Genomic DNA, 20,921 nt, shown 5'->3' with positions numbered 1-20,921 from the left:
TATAAAAATCCATCCCCTTCTGCAACAGATGGGGATGGGTTTTAATTTAAACGCTTAAAATGTCCTTGCCAGGTCTTTCGCACGGTTGATAGCGTCTTGTTTAATTTCTTCTGCCCTGTCAGGATATTGGTTGTGTCCTTCGACAAATAAACCTTCAAAGTTATTGATTCCAAAGAATTGCATGATGATCCCAATGTAGCGGTGTCCCATTTCCAGAGCCGCAGCAGGTCCTTCGGAATACACTCCGCCCCGGGCCTGGATATGCAGTGCCTTTTTATCGCCAAGGAGCCCGATTGGTCCTTGTTCGGTGTATTTGAACGTTTTGCCTGCTACGCAAATAGAATCAATATACGCCTTCATGACAGGCGGGAAAGAGAAGTTCCAGAGTGGTGTGACAAATACATATTTGTCTGCTGCGACAAACTGATCAGATAGTTCACCGAGCCTTGTGACTTTTCGTTTTTCTTCTTCAGACAATTCGTCAAATGACGAACCTGATTGAAGTTTACCCCAGCCGCTGAATACGTCTACATCGATTTGCGGAATGTCTTCCTTATACAAGTCGAGATAAATCACTTCATCATTAGGATTCGCTTCTCTGTACTGTTCGATGAATGCTTTTCCGACCGCCATACTGTATGATACGGTATCGTCATGTGGATGTGCCGTGATGTATAAAACCTGTGCCATTTGCTATACCTACCCTTCAAATAAGTTCTGACCTGGTTATCATTCCTCAAATTTTGAATGATAAACATTGAATGGTAGGAGATTCAATACACATCCTTATTCATAAACACATAAAACGATACAAATAGAGCGGCGGCCCACCATGCAAGCAAAACACCAAGCGAGAACGATAGCGTCATTCCTTCTATCGGCGGGGCTGTCCCATTCATATAATCAGTCAGGCGCAGATTCACCATAAAAAAGTACTTGGCCGATTCCCATGAAGAAACCATATTGCTCAAAATCGCTCCGGAAATTAGGGCTGCCAGCATGATACCCATTCCGGCAGCAGTGCTTCTGATCAGCACTGACAGCATGAAAGAAAGCGTCCCGACCACGATTGCCACAAACCAGACAAGGCCAAACTCCATTAATAAATATTGCCATTGATCAATAAGCTTTACACCCGATGTATCAAGCGTCGAGCCCGATGCCGTAAAACCAGTCAGGACCGGTGCCTTCCAGCCGCCGAAACCGAATACAGTGCCGGAAATAACATATGACAGGATACCCATGAACGCTACAATCATTGACACTGATAGGCAAAGGGTGATGTACTTGCTGAGCAGCACACGCCATCGCCGTACCGGCCTTGTCAGCAGCAGCTTAATCGAGCCCTGGCTATGTTCAGAAGAAACAAGGTCGCTGGCGATGACCATGACCATCAGCGGCAGAAACAAGTCAATTGAGTTTTCAATGAACATCCTCATGAAGGTTGGAGCACCCGGTTCGGACGGATTGATATCATGGTCAAGATAGTATTGCTGCTGCTGAAGCCTGATTTGCAGCTCACTTTTCCATTCCTCGCTTAATCGGTTTGAGGACAGCCTGTTTTGAATATCTATAATTTGCTGCTGAAGGATGGTCTTCCAGTCTGTCGTCCCCATCCGTTCGCGCTGTGTTTCAACCTCTTTCATCTGGGCATAGGTGAACATTGCGACGAGGATTCCGATGATGGCGGCAATTATCAGCAGCCTTCTCTTGGCAAGAAGCTTGAGCATTTCGTTATAGACAAGCTCAATCAATTGTGTCACCCCCGGTCAGCTCAAGGAACAGGTCCTCAAGCACAGGCATTTTCCGGTTCATTTCCGAAACCTCAACACCAGACTGGACAAGCTTCCGATTCCAATCCGCTGCTTTTTCAGCACTATATTCGGTTAAAATAGCTCCATCATCCCGAATCTCGATTTCCGTTAAGCCGCCAAGGATTCTTTTCCCTTCCTCAAGCGGTGAAAGCCTCCAGACAATCCGTTCACGGTTTCCAAGCAGGACATCAACTGAATCGGTCTTGATAACTGAGCCTTTGGAAATGATGGCGACACGGTCACAGAGCAACTGAATTTCACTCAATAGATGGCTTGAGACAAGGACACTCAATCCTTCCTGTTCTGCTAGAAAGCGAATAAATTGCCGCATCTCGCGGATTCCCGCAGGATCAAGGCCATTCGTCGGCTCGTCCAATATGAGTACACTTGGACTTCCGAGAAGTGCCTGTGCAATCCCTAACCGCTGGCGCATTCCAAGTGAGTAAGTTTTAACCTTGTCATAAATCCGTTCTTTAAGACCGACAAGCTCGGTAACCTCAGCTATCCTTTTTTCACCGATTCCATCGAGCATTCTTGCAAAATGGGCAAGATTATCATAACCGGAAAGATACGAGTAAAGCTCGGGATTTTCGACGATACAGCCCAAATTACGCATTGCCTTTGAAAAATCCTTCTGGATATCATAGCCGCATACCGAAATAGCACCCGATGTCGGCTTAATCAGACCAACAAGCATCCGGATTGTGGTTGTTTTCCCGGCTCCATTCGGGCCGAGAAAACCGAAAACTTCCCCTTTGTGCAGTTCAAATGAAATTCCCTTTATGATTTCCTTTTTACCGATTCTCTTTTTCAAATCTTTGACTGAAAGTGTCACTGTATCCATCATTTTTCCCCCTCCCACGTGACTAGCGCCGCAACACGCTCGGCAATCAGCTTATATCCTTCTGTGTTCGGGTGGAATTTATCAGTATACAAATAATCATTTACATTTAATTCAAACAAGTCAAAAGTTGGCACAAAAACAACCTTATCAAACTGCGCTGCAAGCTCGGCAGTTGCAAAGTTCCAGCCCCGGACAATCGCTGACATTTGCTTGCCTTCCTCAAACTCTATAAACGGATTGTACAGTCCGATAAAAAAGACGGTCGCATCCTTATTTGCCGTTCTAATTTGCGTGAGAATTGATTTTACATTGGCCAGGTAGTCCTTCTGGATTTTTTCAGGGTTCCCCGAATCAAAATCCACAAGACCCTGTCCGCCTCGAAACAAATCATTGCCGCCAATTGTAATCAGGACAATATCGGCCTGTGACAGCTGCCGCTGGACTTCAGCCTGCTTTACCTGCTCGGCAAGCTGTTTTGAGCGCTGGCCATTGATTCCAAGGTTTACAAGCTTTACATCCTTATCCGAGCGCTCATTCAAACTGTCAATTAAATATCCAACATAGCCTCTTCCTGCTGCATCTCCAGTCCCCCTCGTTAGAGAGTCACCCATTGCCACGACCTGAAGCCCGTCCACATCCTTCGCAGGGGCTTTTTCTGTTGGTTCCTGAACCAATGACTTTCCGCTGGCTCCATAATAATCGGCAACTGCCCATACGAGACCGCCGAACCATAGCACCAGAAATAGTGCTGAAGCTACAGTCCAAATCCATACCGTCCGTTTTCCCAAGAAAACCATTCCTTTCTAAAAACTTCCTATTTTAATTTAACCATAGAAGGAAGGTGATTCAAACTGCGGAAGCTTGGTGGCGATTGGTTTGAGATGGTTTTTTTGCCTCGTCGGCCAATTTTTCAAAAAAAAAGGCTTTCCGAAGTTTCGGAAGCCGTTTCTATCTTATTAGGTTCATTAATTTGCGTCGCAGTCTCCAGCCCCATCCGGAGATTCGGGTGCTTGATTTACCTGCGAGGTATGCTGCGGCCAACAGGATTAGCAAGACTATGCTGGTGCTGAGCATAAATTTCTTAATTTCTTCATTATAGAGTTCCCAGCCTGGGCCGGCGAGGTTGCCTATTAAAATGTAGGCTGATGACCATATGAATGCGCCGGTAGCGGTGCATATGCAATAAAGCTTGGGCGGGAATTTGGTAATGCCGGCGAAGAAGCCGATGGCATGCCTTGCTCCGGGTATAAAGAAAATCAAGATTAATAGTTTGTTTCCGTATTTGTTAAACCATTTTGCGATTTTTTCAATGGTTGAGATTTTAATGTATACATAATGGCCGTATTTAGCTATGAATTCATAGCCAAGCTTTTTTCCGATCCAGTAATTTGCGATCATTCCGGTGAATGTCCCGATAGTGGCGATTGCGATGGTTGCCAGCCACTGAAGTTCCCCTGTATAGGATAAATAGCCGGAATAACCGAGAAGGGCTTCTAAAGGAACAGGCAGGATAATCATTCCTAGTGCCATTGAAATGAATAGGAACATATAGCCGTATTCATTCATGAAAGATACTGCGTGCTGCACAAGTCCTTTCCCCCTCCAAAATTAGACAATTTTGTCTTTAGGACAACAGTTCAACTATAGTGTTCGGTTGTTTATTTGGCAATGGAAAAAATTTCTTGCTGGTGGTAAGATGGACAGGACTAACTTGTACATTATATGCTCGGCATTGCCAGTATAGGCGTGAAAGTTGGCATTGGCAACAAGAAGCGTCAGGTGTGTGTTTAATTCACCAGTTTCAGAGGGAAGATAGACGTATATACCAACTGTGTTAGGAGTGGCATGAATGAAAAAAGGATTTATGGGAGTTGGGCTGGTCATCATCGGCATCATTGTCGTACTTGGCATTATGCTCGCATCGAGTTACAACGGGTTTGTCAATGCTGAGGAAAATGTTGACCAATCCTATGCACAAATCGAGAACCAGCTGCAGCGGCGACTGGATTTAATACCGAATTTGGTAAATACGGTTAAAGGTTATGCGGCTCATGAGAAGGAAACAATCCAAGCAATTTCTGATGCCCGTGCGAGGCTGGCGGGAGCTCGCAGCCCAGAGGAAGAAGCGACAGCGAACGCCGAGCTTTCGGGTGCACTTAGCCGCCTCCTCGTTGTTGTGGAAAATTATCCGAACCTGAAGGCGGACGCTCAGTTCCGGCAGCTGATGGATGAGTTGGCTGGAACCGAGAACAGGATTGCGGTTGCCAGAAAGGATTACAATGACGTGGTTGCTGTTTACAATAAAAAGGTAAAGCAGTTCCCTGGTGCAATTGTCGCCGGAATTACCGGTTTTGATGAGAAGGAATATTTCCGCGCCGACCCTCGTTCCCAGGAAGCACCTGAGGTTGACTTCGGAGGCAACGGATAATGAAACGCTGGAAGGCCGCAAGCGTTTTTGCGCTGCTAGTCCTTCTCCTGGTTGGAAGCGCGAATGTGTTTGCAGCTGCTGGGGATATTCCGTCACCACGTGGAGATATTTATGTCCAGGATTTTGCCGAAATCCTCAGCCAGGCCGAAGAGCAGCAGATTCGCGGCTGGGGCAGGCAAATTCAAAGTGGTGCGGCTGGAGCCCAAGTTGCGGTCCTGACAGTCGATACAATTGGCGACCGCGATATTGAAGGATATGCGAACGAGGCGTTCAGAACATACAAGCTTGGCCAGGCTGGCGAGGATAATGGTGTCCTGCTGGTGCTCGCTTTACAGGAAAAGCGAATTCGGATCGAGGTTGGTTACGGCCTTGAAGGAATCATTCCGGATGGGAAAGCCGGAAGAATCCTGAATTCGTATGCGATTCCTTCCCTTCAGGCTGGCCGCCCCAATGAAGCGGTGATTAATACGTATCAGGCGCTCGGCAATGAAGTAATGAGCGGCTTTGATGCGAGCGGTAATCCGATACCGCAGCCAAATGCTGTCGGTCAGGGCCAGGATACTGGCATTCCTAACTGGCTGTTCATTTTGATCGTTGCTGGTTTAATTATCCTTGATATGGTGTTTTTCCGAGGCACCTTCACCTTCCTAATCCTGTCGATGATCGGACGTGGAGGCGGTGGAGGCGGCGGCTCGATTGGCGGCGGTGGAGGCTCGTCCGGTGGAGGCGGTGCCAGCCGTGGGTGGTAAGTTTAATGGTGGGCTGTCCAGTTCGTTGGGCAGCCCTTTGATTTGAATGAATGAACAATATCAAGAAAGCCGAAAAACGGGCTGCCATCAATAGGCAGCCCGTTTTCGTGGTGTGGTAGTGGGTTTCGTTTTTTCGAATATGGTGCTGTATGTTAATTACTGAAAATTCTCGTTGTCGTAATCCTGCTCTTTCAGGATTCCCATTTCCCTGATGTGCTGGCGTGCTTCGGCATCGCCAAACCGGTAGATCATTGCGTAAATCGTCTCCATCGTAGAATCGTATTCGGCATTTTCGTTTTCCGAGAAGGTATGGTATTCCTGAGCAGGTTTATGCGTTCTTGCATACCCTTTTAAGTCCGCCTTGTAATTCTCCTCAAACAGTTCTCTCAAATCCTGGATCTCGTCCTCATTTGCCATTATCGTGAACGTATTTTCTGCGGTCGGCTCTTTTGTAATCTCTCCTGTTTTAATATCGACAAAAAACATTTGCTTGTCCAGCATTCTCTCAGCTCCTATTCCACTTCTTCTATGATGTACATTTACCACTATGTTGGGATTTCTAACCTTTTTGGGGCATTACAGATTGGTTTTTGTCAGGGAGTGTAAGTGGGATGTAAGAGGGATGTTGGTAGATGCGGCCTTTCTTGGTGCCGATGAATGGGAGGTTCATGGCATTGAGAATTAAATACATCATTTTGTTATCTCGGACTTGCAGAAATTTTCTTGCCTGTTGATTAGTAATTTGCGCAGAAATAAGTAGGAAGTAATCTTCTACTGCCTGCTTGTAGGCTTCTTTTGAAAAGTTTTTACATGAATTGCAAAACCATTTTCGATGGCATTTGTTCATGGGGATATGATTACAAAACGGGCATTGTACACCAGATGGTATATCTTGATGAGTGAGCGAAAACATTTTGAGGACATTCGGCCATTGTGGAGTATGTTCAGCAAGCACTTTTTCTTTCAGTTTCTTTAAGTTAAACTCATCAAAAACAAGCTGCTTGTACCTTTTCTCAATCTCTTCAACTTTTTCGTTTAAACGAATTGAATGAATTACCTTTTGAAAGGCTTCAGTGTAGCCAGGGTCAGATTTAAGTCTTGTATTCGAATTGCTCATTACTACAAGAAAATCAATTGGAATATGTACAAAATGGTTTTGTTTACACCATTCCTTCAACTGAATAACTTGAAGCTTGGCTTGAGATATCGGGTTGGCATAGGTATTTATTTTACCATCTTTCTCTTGAGTAACTTGGCAGAAATTTTTTTTAAATGAAATTTCTCCTGCCCAATTCTTTATTTCAAGGTTTAAAGCGAAGTAAGGACTCACGAGGAGAGTATCAATTTGAAAATAAACCCCATTCACTTTTAATCTAATCCCTTAATGATATACCTCCCTTCTTTGAGATAATTAAGGAAAAAGTCTACTGCTTTCTCCCCATTATAACCTGCCAAATGTGTTCTAAGAGCCTCTTCAATCTCACTTCTCTTATGGTGCGTAGGTGAAATTCTTCTTAATAAAGCTGTTAACATTAACACAATCATTGGAACCGCTCTTTCCAGAACAACCATATTCACACCTCCTTTTTTGAAGATTAATTTCTATATTGACAGCCCAAACACCTGCCACAATTAGCTTGAATTGTTACAAAATTAGACATATTTTTTAGGGATTAAAATTATATCGGTCACTGTCACAACTTTATCCCCTGGTTATTCACGTTTTTATCCCTTGTTCACAATTTTTTATCCCCTTCTCACCGATATATCGGAAATTACCACAAATCCGACACATATCCCGATCCCATTACCACTACCAAGTGAATGAAAAGCCGGTTATAAAAAGCAAATCCCCGCTCTCCGGATCCGTACTAGCGTTTCGACTTAGACCAATATTTATATCGGTCACTGTCACAACTTTATCCCCTGGTTTTTCACGTTTTTATCCCTTGTTCACAATTATTTATCCCTTTCCCACCGATATATAGGAAATTACCACAAATCCGACACATATCCCGAACCCATTACCACTACCAAGTGAATGAAAAGCCGGTTATAAGCAAATTCCCGCTCTCCGGATCCGTAATAGCGTTACGACGTAGTCCCAATTTTTATATCGGTTACTGTCGCACCTTTATCCCCTGGTTTTTCACTTTTATATCCCTTGTTCACAATTATTTATCCCCTTCCCACCGATATATCGGAAATTACCACAAAGTCCGACACAACTAGAACCAACCACAACAAACCACCAAGTGGACGTAACCCCACCCTATCAAAAACCGCCGCACCCAGTACCTGGCGCGGCGGCAAAAACTTCTACTCTATTAATTCTCTTTGCCCATAAACGGCCACCAGTTGGCTTTGCCAAACATTTTGACCATTACCGGTACAAACAAAGGCAATATAAACAGTGCATATAGAATCAAGCCAATTAAAAGGATTGTCGCAATCTGAAGCAGAGAAAGAACTCCCGATGGCATCATCGCGGCAAAGGTTCCGCCCAGGATGACGGCAGCGGAAATGATGACTGTCCCCATCTTTTTCATTGCCTCCAAAATTGCGTCTTCAACGCGCATGGCCTTGAACTCATTAAAACGGTCCATCAGGAAGATGCTGTAGTCGATTCCAAGCGCAATCAGAATAACGAATGCGAAGAACGGAACCGCCCAGCTGATACCGGAGTATCCAAGCACGTTAACGAAGATGGATTCGGAAATTGCCATTGATGTGTAATAGGTCAAAATCAGTGAACCAATCAAATAGATCGGCATGATGATTGATCGGAACAAAATCATCAGGATCAGGAAAATGCCGCTTAGCATAAAGATTACAGTTCGGGAATAATCCTGTGCGGAGATTATATTCAAATCATTATGCATACTCGTTACGCCGCCTATAGCAACATCGGCATTCTCAAGGCCGGTGTCCTTAACCGCGCGCTCTACCGCTTGTTCCAATGGTTCAACAGAATTAATAGCGTCATTGGAATATGGATTAATCTCAAAGACAACATCCATCGTCATCACTTTGCGGTCTGAATTCATATAGGCATCCAATGCTTCGTCAAACTCGCCGCTAGCAAGTGCTTCCTCAGGTACATAGAAGCCATTCCGCTCGTTGGCTGCAACCTCATTCAAATATCCCTGTGCATCCTCAAGCCCGTCGGCAACCTGATTTAAACCATCGGTCCCCTGTTCCAAGCCATCTGTCAGTTCGCCAAGCTGGCCACCGATTTGTTCAAAACCGTTCAAAAGCTGCTGCTGTCCATTGTTAATGCTGGTCAATCCGCCAGTAAATTTCGGAAGGTTTCCGACAATTTGTCCCTGGCCATTTGCCAGTTGATCGAGTCCAGCCTGCTGCTTGGAAATGCCTTCAATCAGCTGCTCCATGCCGCCAATAAGTTTTTCTTCACCGTCAATCAGCTGTATGAGGCCAGCATTCGCCTCAGAGATTCCACCCTGGACCTTTGCAAACTCACTGTTCAATTGGTTCAATCCTGATTTCAAGCCGCGTTCTGGATCATTTATATAACCTAATGCGGTCAGTACATTGGTTTTCAAATCAGCATAGTTCTTATCAGCCAGTGCCCCCATTGCAGCCGGGTTTTTCTCAAGCTCAGACATATTATTGTTTGCAGCAACTAGTAAGCCCTCAACATCCTGCAGGCCTCCAGCGACCCCCTGGTAGCCCTTATGCAGCTCCCCAACGCCTGACGAAAGGGACTTATATCCCTCTAGCAATCTCTTATATTCAGCCAGCATTTTTTCAGAGCTTGCCTTCGCTTCAGCAAGGCCGCTGCGGATCTGCTCAGATCCAGCCGACCCCGCCCTGATCCCATCTTCAATTTTCGCAAGATTAGTCTGGACCACTCCCATATTGCTCTTTAATTCATTCGTACCCTTAATCAGTTCAGAGATACCATCTGAAGTCTCTTTAAGCTTCGGTGCTGAAGCAGAAAGCTTTTCTTCTGCCTCAGACAAACCGCCGCTGATTTGCTTGATGCCGTCATTTCCTTCGCCTAGGCCTTCACTCAGTGTCTTGGCCTGGCCAGAAACGTACAACTCATCAATGGGTTCACCAGTCGGGCGCGTGACCGAGCGTACCGTTTTTACATTGTCAACCTTGGCAATTTCTTCACTGATTTTTTCAGCTACCGCCAAATATTCGGGCTTATCAAGCGGTTCATCATTCTTAATGACAATTTGGGATGGCATCGATTCGCCAGGGCCAAAACCATCGGAAATGATATCGAATGCTTTGATCGAATTGAACTCGTCGCCAATTTCCTCTAGAGAATTGAAGGAAAGCTCCCCTTCATACGTGAACAAAAACGGAAGTGATACGGCCAAAACAATCAGCAGCGCAATCAATGGACGTGCCAGCGCGAACGAACCGACAACCTTCCAAAGCCCGCTATCCTTATGTTCGAGCGTACCTTTAGCAGGCCAGAACAGCTTACGTCCAAATACCGCCATGAAAAACGGAACGACTGTCACAAGCGCGAGCATCAGTACACCGACACCGACCGCTACTGCAGCAGCAGACTGGTACAAAACAAATTCAGAGAAACCGATAGAAGCAAACCCTACCATAACGGCAAGTGCACTGAAGAATACAGTTTTCCCTGCTGTTCGATACGTTGCAACAACGGCGTCCCCAATAGATTCGTGATTCTGCATTTCTTCTTTAAAACGGCTCATCAGTAAAATGCAATAGTCAGTACCAATCCCGAACAGGACGGCGACTAGAAATATCTGCGTAAATGTCGACAGCGGGAAATCCACCTTATCTACAAGAATCGCAACAATCGATTGAGAGGTGAGATAACTTAATCCTACCGCAATTAGCGGAATGACCGGTGCCATCACTGAACGGAAAACAAGTAATAACACGACCAGGATGAACACAACTGTAATCCCCTCTGTCTTTTTCAAGCCTTCCTGTGAATTCGTGACCAGGTCATCGGCAACCATCCAGCTTGACGTATAATAGTGATCCAATTTCACACCATCAAGTGCTTCATAAAGGCCATTTGTAACCTCTTTTGCTTCGCGGCCAGCCATATCAACCTTGACTGAGACAAGAATGGTCATGCCATCCTTGGAAACGAGCTGGTCCTTAAGAGAACTTTCATTGAAGTGGGACATTACTTCTGTAATCCCAAGCTTTTCCTTTTGTGCCTCGAGTGCGTTTACACCCTTCTCGGCTTCAGCAAAATCACTGTCTGTAAGCTTTTTATCACTATGGAAAACAAGCGCTACCTGAGATTCATTACCTGCTGAATCCTCTTTCTGGGCTTCGCTTAAAATCTCTTGTGCCAGTGTGGAGGAATATCCATCTGGAACGGATATCTGCCCTTTTTCACGGACAAGTTCCTCCATGTTCGGTGCAACCATAACAAGAACAGCAATAATCGCAACCCATGCTGCCATGACCAGCCATTTAAATTTAAGTATATGTTTCATGTTATTACTCCCCCAGGTGATTACTTTCCATCTCTGTCAATATCCCGGATAATTTTTCATACGTATTAATAAATGCCCGAATTTCTTCCCGATCGAATTTAGTTATGAACGATTCAACGAGACTGTAAATACGCTGCTCAGTTTCTTCAAAAAGCTTAACACCTTCTTCAGTCAAGGTAAGATAAATTACCCTTCTGTCCTCTTCATTGCGGGTCCGCTTTACAAGTCCTTTATCAGTAAGCCGAGTGATAATTGCCGTGATTGCACTTTTGTTAACACCAAAGATTTCGGCAAGCTCAGAAGAAGTGCATTCGCCTCTTTGGCGGATGTATCTAAGTGTATAATGCTGATCCTGTGTCAGGTCACTGCCAATTTCACTCTTTATCATCATTTCAGCCTTCTTACTAACTGAAAACGAAACTGCGATATAGCGGTCAATCAGTTCCTTAAGCGCTTTTTGATCCAATTGGAAGCACCTCCTTTAAAAGTAGTTAAACTGTTTAACTATTCACCTGTATAACTATATTCACTCAGCCCAAAAATGTCAATCTGGCAAAAAAGAATTTTTTAAAAACAAAAAGCTGCCCAACGGGGACAGCTTGTTTGTTAAAACTTCTTATTCATTCGTTCTCTTTCGAACGTGCTAAAAACAATCGGTTTGCCTTTCTCCATCATCTTCCGTCCTTTTGCGAAGACATCTTGAATCTCGAGTGTATGCGGGTCCACAATAACAAGGTCCGCATCACGCCCCTTCTCGATGTATCCCTTCGTTTTCAGCTGAAGGATGTCAGCTGGATTGGCTGTAATAACCCGGAGTGCTTTCTCGATTGGTACATCTTCCTCGAGAATCGCATCCTTCACTTCCTCATACAGATACTTTTGAAGTCCGAGCTTATACCCATTCTGGTTGCCTTCCTCATCATAAGTGGGCAGCGAAATCATGCCGTCCGAAGTGAATGTAACGTTTTCGAGAGGGACTCCTTCATCTACTACCTCCTTCAGCCCCTTAGAACATTTAATTTCAGTCGTTTTGAGAGATTTATAATCCGTGCTCGTTGTAAAATCAATATAACCGCCTTTACGGGCGTAGTCCTTTGCTTCCTCAAAAAGCTCACGGTTTCGGTTAACATGGGTAACCTGAAACTGGGTGATTGGGATATTGGTTTTGTCGATTACCTGGTTAATCAAAGATAGTTTATCCGGACCAGTGCCAACATGGATATTCAAAATTCCCGCCTTGCCAATCATCTTTCCGCCAGTCATTGCTGCTGCTGCAATTTTCGAAATATCCTCTACAGTAGGCTGGGATGACCGTTCATCCGCAATCGCTATTTCCCCAACTCCAATGATTTTCGCTACCAGAATGATGTCATCTTCAATTTTCCCCATCAGAGTCCGCACCGGAACCTGATAGGATCCTGTATGAATGTAGGTGCTCAGTCCTTCTTCCTCCAGCGCATTTGCTTTGCCAAGCAGGCTGGCCATTGACCGCGTGGTTGAATCATCGCCGATAACCCCAACGACAGTCGTTATTCCCGCAACTGTAGCATCAGTGACCATTAATTCAGGAGTTCTTAGCCTGAAGCCCCCTTCCCCGCCGGCACCCATGATATGTACATGTGAATCTATGAAACCTGGAAATATATATTTTCCCGCAGCATCTACTACGTCAATTTCAACAAAGCCTTCAGGTACCGCTATCTCTTCATCTATGAAACCAATCTTATCTCGAACAACCAATATATCTTTCTTCCCTAAAAAATCGGGAGCATAGACAAGCCCATTTTTTATCAGAGTCAACATTCCTTGTATCCCCTGCCTTAACTGTTAATTAATGGATTATGTACCCAAAATTAATTCGACAAAACCTCCCATTAACAGACTTCAAAACGGGGTCCGGTTTAAGTTTCCGATAAATGGATAAATTAACTAGGACTAAACTTCAAAGGAGGAAACAGCAGTGGAAAATGTGAATCACGCTAAAGCACTTGCAATCAAGGCAGCAATGATTCTCGCCGTCATGTGGATTGTATTATCAATGTTGAACGATGTTTCGTTCCTGGATTCTACGCTAATTGCAATCGTACTAACCTTAATAGCTTACTTTACTGGCGATATGGTCGTCCTCCCGAGAATGGGAAATGTTGCAGCAACAATTGGTGACTTTGTCATCAGCTTTCTTGTTGTCTGGGCTGGACTTGCCCTGTTGGGATATAACGAAGCGGCTGGCGAGGCATTTCTTGCTTCCCTGATTGTCGCAGCCGGTGAATGGTTTTATCATAAGTGGCTTGCTAAAGAAGGGCACCTTACAACTGGCCACTCTGGAAACACCGAAGTTTAAAAGCACAACAACGCTGCCTCTTTTTAAAGGGGCAGCTTTTATTGTTTACAGATGGATTGAAAGAGGGAACATTCAGGTAAGAAAGAAATTCCGGAGGATTGCCAATGTGGATCAATAAACCATTTTTTAGATATGCAACAGCCATAATTCTTTTATTAATCATCATCTTGCTTTTAGGGAAAATCGATTATTTCGTCTGGCCCTTCCAAAAACTTATCGCCAGTGTCTTTTTCCCGCTTCTGCTTTCAGGTTTTCTTTACTATATTCTCCGTCCATCCGTCCGCCTGCTGTCCAGATATATGCCGAGAACTCCAAGCATTTTGGCAGTGTTTCTGATTCTTTTTGGGCTGGGATACGCATTTGTCCACTTTGCAGGGCCATCCATCGCCGGACAGGTTAAGCAGATAAGCAGTAACTTCCCATCAAAAGTCCAAGAGCTGACCGACGAATCAAAGAAAATGGTTGAAGACAGCCCGAAAGCGAAAGAATCTGTCGACAAAATCAAAAGCCAGGCAGATAGCTTTTCCGGGATGTTTTTCAAGGCTGCCGAAAAGAATATTGGCAAGGTAGTCGCTTCCCTGACCGGAATTGTTACTGTCCTTGCTGTCGTGCCATTTATCGTCTTTTACCTCCTTAGGGACGGGGAGCGCCTACAGCCAGCTTTGCTGCGGATTATTCCTAATGACCGTCAGGAAGAGGGCAGGACAATTCTCAAGGACATCGACAATACCCTTTCATCCTACATTGTCGGCCAATTTATCATTGCAGTTGCTGATGGCATCCTGCTTTACGCTGGCTATTTGATGATTGGCCTGGGCAACGCTCTCCTTCTCGCACTTTTTGCAATGAGCGTCGCCGTCGTCCCGTTTATTGGCCCAATACTCGGCATCATCCCAGCTGTTTTCATTGCTCTGATGGACAGCCCCTCAATGGTAGTCAAGGTCCTTCTGGTCATGTTCGTCGTCCAGCAGCTGGAAGGTAACCTGATAACACCTAAAGTAATGGGCAAAAAACTTGATCTACATCCGCTCACAGTCATATTCGTACTGCTAATTGCCGGTTCCGTCTATGGATTTATCGGCATCCTGATCGCCATTCCTGTTTTCGCAGTGGTCAAAGTAACTTTCAACAATATAAGGGAATTCTTCAACCTGAAGAAAATCAAAAAGGCCATCTAGGTAACCTGGACGTGAAAAAAATAGTTTGTTATTAATTCCGAACTCAGTTCGGACACTGAGAACGGCTCTATGTTACCCTTTTATCGTTTCTAGACTTGGTTCGAGCACATAGAGATGCTCCTATGTTACCTGTTTATCGCTTCTCAACTCGGTTCGGGCACATAGAGATGCTCCTATGTTACCTATTTATCGTTTCTCGATTCCTTTCGGGCACATAGAGGCGATCCAAATCCAAAAACAACTAATTCCAGCTACTATAAAAAGCCCGTCCAAAAAATCCAGGACGGGCTTAATGCTATTTTTGCCAGATTCGTTTGTTTTCTACCCGTTTGGTCAAGCCGATTGAATCGAGTCTTTCCAAAAACGGTATCATGTACTTCCGCGATAGGCCAAGTGCGGTTTTGGCGTCACCGACTTCAAACTCGGAGCCTGTTTCCGACTTAAGTGTACTTACCGCATTTTTGAAGACCTCGCCATGGTAGTAATACTGATCGTCCAGCGGAACAATTTGTCCTGTTTCTTCCAGGAACCGCTTCAGATCGGCGGAGAGAGTGTCTGGAATGCCAGCGCTTGAAAAATAGTCTGCCAGATAACGTGACTGCAGGCCGTCTTTTTTCATATTCTCCACGATGGACTCTGCGCGCTTCTGCCAGCTTTTCGGCACGTGCGGCTCGAAACCGGATAGTGAAACAAATTGGCCCTTTCTCGCAAACGTTCCCTGTTTGATTCCGAGTTCTACGGTAAAGTCTAGTAAGTTTCGAGGGAAGGAGCGAATCATCGTCTGCAGAAGCTCGGCCTTATTCAGTCCCTGTTTCATGGAATGCTCGGCGTGATAGCTCTGGAGGCGGTCATACATATCCTCTTCAATTGAATGGATGATGGTCCGCATTGTATATTCCTTGCCGTTGAAGAGCAGGAAGGCCTCATCCTTCAACTCCTCAGACAGTGTTTCATCGTCAAGAGCGGTCTGCTTAACCAACTCGTTAAAATCGAGGCTTTTCGCTTCATAGAGTGCAGCAGTAATACGCTCTTTCGGATTGCCGACCTTCTTCTTCTCAAGCTCATCGATCGTTTCATTGCCAAAGCGGTACTTATTGCCGCGCGGATCGATGACCCAGCCGCCGCCGATTGTTTCCTGCGGGCTGGGGCGCCTTAGAATAAAGCGGTCGCCGCGTTTGGTCAATACTTCTTCTTCAAGCCGAAGCTGGCATAAGATTTCATCCGATTCTTCCTTCAGCTCGTTTCTGTCGAAAAAGACGATTCGGCCCATTACCTCGGCCGTTCCGATATGAAGCTTAATCGGCATACGCTGCTTGACGAGGTAGTCGAGGTCCTCGACGACCTTGAGTGCCACATCAAGCGTCTTTGAGACGATAAAGTGTTCGGAAGATACGAGGACATCGCCGCGTTCCAAATCATCTTTTGCAACGTTTGAAAGATTGATGGCGACGCGTTGTCCAGCATAGGCTTTGGCTGCCTGTTTGTGGTGGACTTGCATTTGCCTCGCCCTGACCTCAGTTCCCTTCGGCATGATTTTCAAGGCCTGTCCTTCTTCAACCGTCCCTTCATAGACGGTGCCGCGCACAACTGTACCTTGGCCCTTTACGGTAAATACCTGGTCGATTGGCAAGCGGAACGCTCCCCTGGCGTCGCGCATTTCCTGTTCTTTCAAGGTTGTTATGACTAGCTGTTTCAACTCTTCGATGCCTTTTTTCGAAAGGCTGTCAACCAGAACAAACGGCGCTTCCTCAAAAACAGTTCCTTCAAGTTCACCAAGAATATCGTCCTTGACCAAATCGATGAATTCTTCTTCGACGCGGTCTATTTTTGTAATCGCAACGATTCCGTTTCTGATTCCTAAAAATCCGAGGATATCGAGATGCTCCCTGGTCTGTGGCATAACGCCCTCATCGGCTGCGACTACGAGCACGACAAGGTCGATGCCGGCAACACCGGCAATCATCTGGCGTATGAACCGCTCGTGGCCAGGGACGTCAATAACGGAAATTTGTATTTCTTTATCTTCATATAACGGTGCAAATCCCAATTCAATTGAAATTTGCCGTTCTTTTTCTTCCTTTAGCCTATCGGTATCGACATTCGTCAATGCCTTTGTTAGCGATGTTTTTCCATGGTCGATGTGTCCGGCCATACCAATTGTGAAAAATCTTTTATCCAAAACAGCACCTTCTTCAATCGTTCTATCTATTATTGTGAATGAAACTTCTGTTTTCTTCAAGGCGAAAAGCTGGACTTCATCTTTCGCTTAGCAACATCGCTCCCACTGCCCCACAATATCCCCCTTTTTCCAGGAAAACAGGTTGTAGTCCGGCCATATCCAAATACAGCCCGAGATTTTCTTTGAGCAGGCTATTTGCAGATAAAGCACCCCCTGCAAAAACAACCTTTCTTATCTTATGGACGGCCGCAAACTGGGAAACGAGCAGATAAATGTTTTCTGCAACCATGTTGAAAAGAGCCGCGACATGATCTTCCTTGCTGGCAGAATTATTTTTCGCAAAATTGGAAGCTGTCATCTCACCAAGCAGCGGTTCATTGCCATCGCCGTATATATCTTTAACAAGCACGTCAGCATTTGTTCTATCCCCCGCCAGGCCAAGTTCGGCAAGTTCAGAAAAAACGGCACTGCCAGTAAGAAGCCGGCCAAGCCCGACAAGAGTGCCGCCGCCTAAACCGGTTCCGCCAAGGCGGTCACACTTTCCATCACCTGAGAGGAAAATGGATGTACCGGTTCCCACGTTAACTAATAAAAATGTTCCAAGTGCCTCGCTATTTTTCAGCGAGAAAAGATGGCCTGCTCCCTCGCTGACAGCATGGAATTCCGAAATAATCTCAGCTTCAGGGAAGAAATTCTTCTTCACCCATTCTCCCCTTCCTCCAGTCACAGCTATCCGGGCACCTGGCGACATAAGCTTTAGCCACTGAAATACAGACTCAGCGTCTTCATAGCCAGATTTTCGGTAGTGGAAGCGGCCCCCTTCATCAAAAACAATTTTTACCAAAGTACCTCCAGCATCAATGCCTATCAATTTATCCATGATTTCCCCTCCGTACACTTCTTCCATTCCAATTATTATATAGGATTTTGCTTGCTGCCTGTTAAATCTTTGCTGTATATGTCACGATTCTTCCATAAACAAGACAGAATCCGGTGCTACTTTTATGCTATTGTGAAGGAAAGTAGCAAACACACTCTATGACAAAAGGGAAGACAACCATGAAAAAAACGACCATAATCCTAAGCTTAACACTAGCATTACTAGTTGGATGCCAGGATGCAAACCTTGAAAAAAACCTTCCAAAGGCCAAATTTTCTGTAGGAAGCTTACAGATTGATGCTGTGACAGGCACCTATACATGGGCGGAGGATGGCGACACAGATCAGGCCGATAAGGGAAAACCGGCCGAACTTGCGAAAAAAAGCAAAACGGTCGAGGTCGCAGAGGCTGATTCCATTAAATTAACTTTTAGCAAAGAGCCGACGTCCCTCAAGGCAGGATTTGTTGATGAAGCTTCCGGCAAGACAGAGCTACAGGAATTAACAGAAGGTGTGCTGGCCGTTCCCGCATTGCCCGAAGGAGAACATATAGTTGTCGTAAAAGCGAACTTCCAGAATGGAAATGCTGATTATGTATTCAAAGTCAGTGCTGTTGAAATTGAAGAAGTTGTCACCGACTTTGCTTATCCACAACTCCTCCCTCAAGAGCGCCATACTTACTCCATGCTGGCGGTTGGCCCACAGGATGAAAAAGCGCCGCTTGAAAACAATAAAAAAATTATTCAACACGTAAATGAGATTCTTAGCCTTCCAACCGTGAAACAAGTAAAGCTGATTTATCCTGAGCTCGACTTAAAATCGGATCCTAGCTATATCCTGTTTGACCAGAAAGGGCCTGTATTCCAATCAGCAAACCTTGAAGAGTTAATCAGTTTTATTGATTCAAATAACCCTTAAACGCCGGAGCCTTCCTCCAGCGTTTTTTTCTATAGGGCTCATCAATACAAAGAATAATTTTTTCCAATTGAGGGATTCTATACTTGGTGTAAACAAACTAAAAAGGAAGTGTACATTCGAGATGGGTATCTTAAGTGGAAATCCGCAAAAAGAGCCGCTTCACTACGGAGAAGTATATGGAATGTGGTCGTTTGTTGCTGGCAGCAAGGCTATGACAGCTGGATACCAAACATTCCTCAACCATATTGGGGACGAGGATTTAAAGAAGCTGGTGCAAGAAAATATTGAGTCCTGCAAGCAGCATGAAAAACGCGTTGAAGAAATTCTTAAGGAGCATGGTGTCGCCCTGCCGCCAACCCCGCCGGAAAGGCCGCTTGCCGATTTGGAAACCATTCCTCCAGGCGCGCGTTTGATGGACAATGAAATTGCGATGGCTTCATCTGCCGACCTCGCTGCTGGACTTGTAGCTTGCAGCGGAATGATAGGAAACTCGATTCGTGAAGATATCGCTATGATGTTTGCCGAATTCCACGCTTCCAAAATGCAGCTTGCCGGACGTTTCTTAAGGCTCAACAAGGACAAAGGCTGGCTGGTCCCGCCTCCACTTCATATGTTGAAGCCTCTTGAAGAATAAAAAACGTTATATCCATAAATGTAAAAAGGATGGCGCTTTGCCATCCTTTTCGTTTTTTCCCTCAACCAGTCAAATTTTGCCTGTAAACTGGCTCACACTCAAGGCAAACTTCGACATCATCAATAATCACAATGTCATCGGAACTGTATTCAATCCCACACTGGCTGCATTCAACCATTTCATCCGTGAGCGGTACAATCTGCTCGGGGGATGCATCATTTATTTCTATTCTTTCAACCCAGATCCCAGTGGAATGTGGCAATGAATTGGCTAAGTAGTCGCTTGCGGCTTCCTCAGTTTCCCAGACCCCTAAATCATGCAGGAGTTCATTGCCGCTTCCTGTGTCTGCCATTAATCCATATACTATTTTCATATGGAAGTCTCCTCTCTTTGTATGAAGCAGAATGTTGTACTATCTGTTTGATACTATACTTAGCCAGATTTTACGTTTGTCAAACCACGTGCTAAAACCAAGAGGAGTTTTATGGAAAAAAGAGAACTAGTTATGAGGGGGGATTTTAATGATAACTATTAAACTAGTAGATAAACTAGAGGAAGAGATTCTGCACCATTTAATGCAATTCTATATTTATGAATTTGCATTCTTTAAGCCAGAAATCAAGCTTGAAGCAACGGGAATGTATAAACACTTTAATCTGAAGGAGTATTGGTCCAATTCTCACAAACATCCTTTTTTTATCAAAAAAGATGATGAATTAATCGGGTTTGCACTCGTCTCCTCTGAGCATGATGGCAACCCTAACCAGGTGGATGAGTTTCACATCATCCGAAAATATACCGGGCGCGGCTACGGAAAGGTTGCGGCACATAAACTATTTGAAGAGTTTCGGGGTCCATGGCGGATTACGCAAATCCATGAAAACAAACCGGCACAAGCCTTTTGGAGAAAAGTCATCGGAAGCTATACAAACGGAAAGTATAAAGAGTTTACCAATGAAAAAAACAAGCTTATTCAGGAATTTCACCTGGAATAACTTAACTACCAGGCTGTTTCAGAAGATCGTTGAATAACGACTTTTTGGAGCAGCTCTTTAAATTTTATAATGAATTTTCCGCTAATCCCAAAGCATCTAATTTGTAAGCCCATTACTAAGACATTTTCCTATCCCTGAAGCATTAAAGGGGTATCCCGAATTTGTACTGGGATACCCTTTGCTTATTTTGCGATTACCTCTTTGTTTTCTTGCTGAGCCGCTTTTCCATGGGATCCTGTTGGAAAAATTAAGGAAAAAGTTGTTCCGGCGCCGAGCTTGCTTTTAATTTCCATTTTGCCGTTGTGCTGCTCTACGATACGGCGGGACATCATCAAGCCCAGGCCATGACCTCCGGTTTTTGATGTAAAAAAAGGCTGTCCTATCTTTTCGAGCATGTCTTCTGGAATCCCAACACCTTCATCTATAAAATCGATTTGAACTTCCAGGGGATTTGGCTGCTCTACTCGTATGGTAAGGTTTCCGCCAGCTGGCAT

At 44.9% G+C, this 20,921-nt stretch carries 22 protein-coding genes; 7 read left to right on the top strand and 15 right to left on the bottom strand.

Going from position 1 to position 20,921, the window contains the following annotated elements:
- Window positions 1-54 precede the first annotated feature (54 nt).
- The 5 genes from TY16_RS15210 to TY16_RS15190 all read right to left on the bottom strand — a co-directional run bounded on the left by TY16_RS15210 (window position 55) and on the right by TY16_RS15190 (window position 4,245).
- A complete protein-coding gene (locus TY16_RS15210; protein WP_043932703.1) occupies window positions 55-690 on the bottom strand; it encodes an FMN-dependent NADH-azoreductase in 636 nt (211 codons plus the stop codon).
- Between the two features lie 83 nt (window positions 691-773).
- A complete protein-coding gene (locus TY16_RS15205; RefSeq protein ID WP_043932702.1) occupies window positions 774-1,754 on the bottom strand; it encodes an ABC transporter permease in 981 nt (326 codons plus the stop codon).
- The gene (locus TY16_RS15200; protein WP_043932701.1) at window positions 1,747-2,661 is read right to left on the bottom strand and encodes an ABC transporter ATP-binding protein; all 915 of its coding nucleotides are present in this window, start codon (window positions 2,659-2,661) and stop codon (window positions 1,747-1,749) included. Before TY16_RS15200 ends, TY16_RS15205 begins: the two co-directional genes overlap by 8 nt.
- Window positions 2,658-3,446, bottom strand: coding sequence for an SGNH/GDSL hydrolase family protein (locus tag TY16_RS15195; protein ID WP_043934770.1), 789 nt, complete (start codon window positions 3,444-3,446; stop codon window positions 2,658-2,660). Before TY16_RS15195 ends, TY16_RS15200 begins: the two co-directional genes overlap by 4 nt.
- A gap of 160 nt (window positions 3,447-3,606) precedes the next feature.
- On the bottom strand, window positions 3,607-4,245 hold the full coding sequence (locus TY16_RS15190; RefSeq protein WP_052342753.1) for a DedA family protein: 639 nt from the start codon (window positions 4,243-4,245) through the stop codon (window positions 3,607-3,609).
- A 262-nt stretch (window positions 4,246-4,507) separates the two neighbouring features.
- Here TY16_RS15190 and TY16_RS15185 point away from each other — a divergent pair, with 262 nt between their 5' ends.
- The gene (locus TY16_RS15185; protein ID WP_043932700.1) at window positions 4,508-5,086 is read left to right on the top strand and encodes a LemA family protein; all 579 of its coding nucleotides are present in this window, start codon (window positions 4,508-4,510) and stop codon (window positions 5,084-5,086) included.
- Window positions 5,086-5,835 (top strand): TPM domain-containing protein, encoded by a 750-nt coding sequence (locus TY16_RS15180; protein ID WP_155922258.1) that lies wholly within the window; start codon window positions 5,086-5,088, stop codon window positions 5,833-5,835. Before TY16_RS15185 ends, TY16_RS15180 begins: the two co-directional genes overlap by 1 nt.
- A 156-nt stretch (window positions 5,836-5,991) precedes the next feature.
- On the opposite strand, the gene TY16_RS15175 is transcribed toward TY16_RS15180, so the two are convergent.
- From TY16_RS15175 to iadA, 6 genes are all read right to left on the bottom strand, one after another.
- The gene (locus TY16_RS15175; protein ID WP_043932698.1) at window positions 5,992-6,336 is read right to left on the bottom strand and encodes a hypothetical protein; all 345 of its coding nucleotides are present in this window, start codon (window positions 6,334-6,336) and stop codon (window positions 5,992-5,994) included.
- Between the two features lie 58 nt (window positions 6,337-6,394).
- Window positions 6,395-7,201, bottom strand: coding sequence for a nuclease-related domain-containing protein (locus tag TY16_RS15170; protein WP_043932697.1), 807 nt, complete (start codon window positions 7,199-7,201; stop codon window positions 6,395-6,397).
- Between the two features lie 2 nt (window positions 7,202-7,203).
- Window positions 7,204-7,407: a hypothetical protein gene (locus tag TY16_RS15165; RefSeq protein ID WP_043932696.1), complete on the bottom strand. Its 204-nt coding sequence runs from the start codon at window positions 7,405-7,407 to the stop codon at window positions 7,204-7,206.
- Window positions 7,408-8,162: 755 nt separating this feature from the next.
- Window positions 8,163-11,303, bottom strand: a complete 3,141-nt coding sequence (locus TY16_RS15160; protein WP_043932695.1) for an MMPL family transporter — start codon at window positions 11,301-11,303, stop codon at window positions 8,163-8,165.
- A gap of 4 nt (window positions 11,304-11,307) precedes the next feature.
- Window positions 11,308-11,769 carry a MarR family winged helix-turn-helix transcriptional regulator gene (locus TY16_RS15155; RefSeq protein ID WP_043932694.1) on the bottom strand — a complete coding sequence of 154 codons (462 nt, stop codon included), beginning with the start codon at window positions 11,767-11,769 and terminating at the stop codon, window positions 11,308-11,310.
- A gap of 140 nt (window positions 11,770-11,909) precedes the next feature.
- Complete coding sequence (iadA, locus tag TY16_RS15150) at window positions 11,910-13,106, bottom strand: beta-aspartyl-peptidase (RefSeq protein ID WP_043932693.1); 1,197 nt, start codon at window positions 13,104-13,106, stop codon at window positions 11,910-11,912.
- Between the two features lie 157 nt (window positions 13,107-13,263).
- Here iadA and TY16_RS15145 point away from each other — a divergent pair, with 157 nt between their 5' ends.
- Together TY16_RS15145 and TY16_RS15140 are read left to right on the top strand one after the other, a co-directional pair.
- Window positions 13,264-13,644 carry a DUF2512 family protein gene (locus tag TY16_RS15145; protein WP_231505631.1) on the top strand — a complete coding sequence of 127 codons (381 nt, stop codon included), beginning with the start codon at window positions 13,264-13,266 and terminating at the stop codon, window positions 13,642-13,644.
- Window positions 13,645-13,748: 104 nt separating this feature from the next.
- Window positions 13,749-14,822, top strand: a complete 1,074-nt coding sequence (locus TY16_RS15140; protein ID WP_043932692.1) for an AI-2E family transporter — start codon at window positions 13,749-13,751, stop codon at window positions 14,820-14,822.
- Between the two features lie 295 nt (window positions 14,823-15,117).
- On the opposite strand, the gene selB is transcribed toward TY16_RS15140, so the two are convergent.
- Window positions 15,118-17,001, bottom strand: coding sequence for a selenocysteine-specific translation elongation factor (gene selB, locus TY16_RS15135; RefSeq protein WP_081773002.1), 1,884 nt, complete (start codon window positions 16,999-17,001; stop codon window positions 15,118-15,120).
- A 76-nt stretch (window positions 17,002-17,077) separates the two neighbouring features.
- Entirely contained in the window at window positions 17,078-17,881 is an 804-nt protein-coding gene (locus TY16_RS15130; RefSeq protein WP_043932691.1) for a hypothetical protein, read from the bottom strand.
- Between the two features lie 179 nt (window positions 17,882-18,060).
- On the opposite strand from TY16_RS15130, the gene TY16_RS15125 reads away from it, so the two are divergent.
- Window positions 18,061-18,798, top strand: coding sequence for a hypothetical protein (locus tag TY16_RS15125; RefSeq protein ID WP_043932690.1), 738 nt, complete (start codon window positions 18,061-18,063; stop codon window positions 18,796-18,798).
- 121 nt (window positions 18,799-18,919) lie between these two features.
- Window positions 18,920-19,432, top strand: coding sequence for a DUF3231 family protein (locus tag TY16_RS15120; RefSeq protein WP_043932689.1), 513 nt, complete (start codon window positions 18,920-18,922; stop codon window positions 19,430-19,432).
- Window positions 19,433-19,493: 61 nt separating this feature from the next.
- Here the strand turns inward: TY16_RS15120 and TY16_RS15115 are convergent, their stop codons facing one another.
- Window positions 19,494-19,805, bottom strand: a complete 312-nt coding sequence (locus tag TY16_RS15115) for a hypothetical protein (protein ID WP_043932688.1) — start codon at window positions 19,803-19,805, stop codon at window positions 19,494-19,496.
- Between the two features lie 148 nt (window positions 19,806-19,953).
- Here TY16_RS15115 and TY16_RS15110 point away from each other — a divergent pair, with 148 nt between their 5' ends.
- Window positions 19,954-20,427, top strand: a complete 474-nt coding sequence (locus TY16_RS15110; RefSeq protein WP_043932687.1) for a GNAT family N-acetyltransferase — start codon at window positions 19,954-19,956, stop codon at window positions 20,425-20,427.
- A gap of 182 nt (window positions 20,428-20,609) precedes the next feature.
- Here the strand turns inward: TY16_RS15110 and TY16_RS15105 are convergent.
- Window positions 20,610-20,921: ATP-binding protein (locus TY16_RS15105; RefSeq protein WP_043932686.1), on the bottom strand; the 312-nt coding region annotated here is incomplete at its 5' end.

The sequence above is a fragment of the Bacillus sp. EB01 genome (genome assembly GCF_000613125.1).
Classification (GTDB): domain Bacteria; phylum Bacillota; class Bacilli; order Bacillales; family Cytobacillaceae; genus Bacillus_D.
Note: the sequence above shows the minus strand (reverse complement) of the source record. Positions and strands in the feature narration are given on the sequence as shown.

Coding starts and splice junctions, on each gene's coding strand:
- TY16_RS15160 (WP_043932695.1), bottom strand. CDS start 11,303: ATGAAACATATACTTAAATTTAAATGGCTGGTCATGGCAGCATGGGTT.
- TY16_RS15130 (WP_043932691.1), bottom strand. CDS start 17,881: ATGGATAAATTGATAGGCATTGATGCTGGAGGTACTTTGGTAAAAATT.
- TY16_RS15185 (WP_043932700.1), top strand. CDS start 4,508: ATGAAAAAAGGATTTATGGGAGTTGGGCTGGTCATCATCGGCATCATT.
- TY16_RS15140 (WP_043932692.1), top strand. CDS start 13,749: ATGTGGATCAATAAACCATTTTTTAGATATGCAACAGCCATAATTCTT.
- TY16_RS15115 (WP_043932688.1), bottom strand. CDS start 19,805: ATGAAAATAGTATATGGATTAATGGCAGACACAGGAAGCGGCAATGAA.
- TY16_RS15125 (WP_043932690.1), top strand. CDS start 18,061: ATGAAAAAAACGACCATAATCCTAAGCTTAACACTAGCATTACTAGTT.
- TY16_RS15180 (WP_155922258.1), top strand. CDS start 5,086: ATGAAACGCTGGAAGGCCGCAAGCGTTTTTGCGCTGCTAGTCCTTCTC.
- TY16_RS15120 (WP_043932689.1), top strand. CDS start 18,920: ATGGGTATCTTAAGTGGAAATCCGCAAAAAGAGCCGCTTCACTACGGA.
- iadA (WP_043932693.1), bottom strand. CDS start 13,106: ATGTTGACTCTGATAAAAAATGGGCTTGTCTATGCTCCCGATTTTTTA.
- TY16_RS15200 (WP_043932701.1), bottom strand. CDS start 2,661: ATGATGGATACAGTGACACTTTCAGTCAAAGATTTGAAAAAGAGAATC.
- TY16_RS15175 (WP_043932698.1), bottom strand. CDS start 6,336: ATGCTGGACAAGCAAATGTTTTTTGTCGATATTAAAACAGGAGAGATT.
- TY16_RS15210 (WP_043932703.1), bottom strand. CDS start 690: ATGGCACAGGTTTTATACATCACGGCACATCCACATGACGATACCGTA.
- TY16_RS15165 (WP_043932696.1), bottom strand. CDS start 7,407: ATGGTTGTTCTGGAAAGAGCGGTTCCAATGATTGTGTTAATGTTAACA.
- TY16_RS15110 (WP_043932687.1), top strand. CDS start 19,954: ATGATAACTATTAAACTAGTAGATAAACTAGAGGAAGAGATTCTGCAC.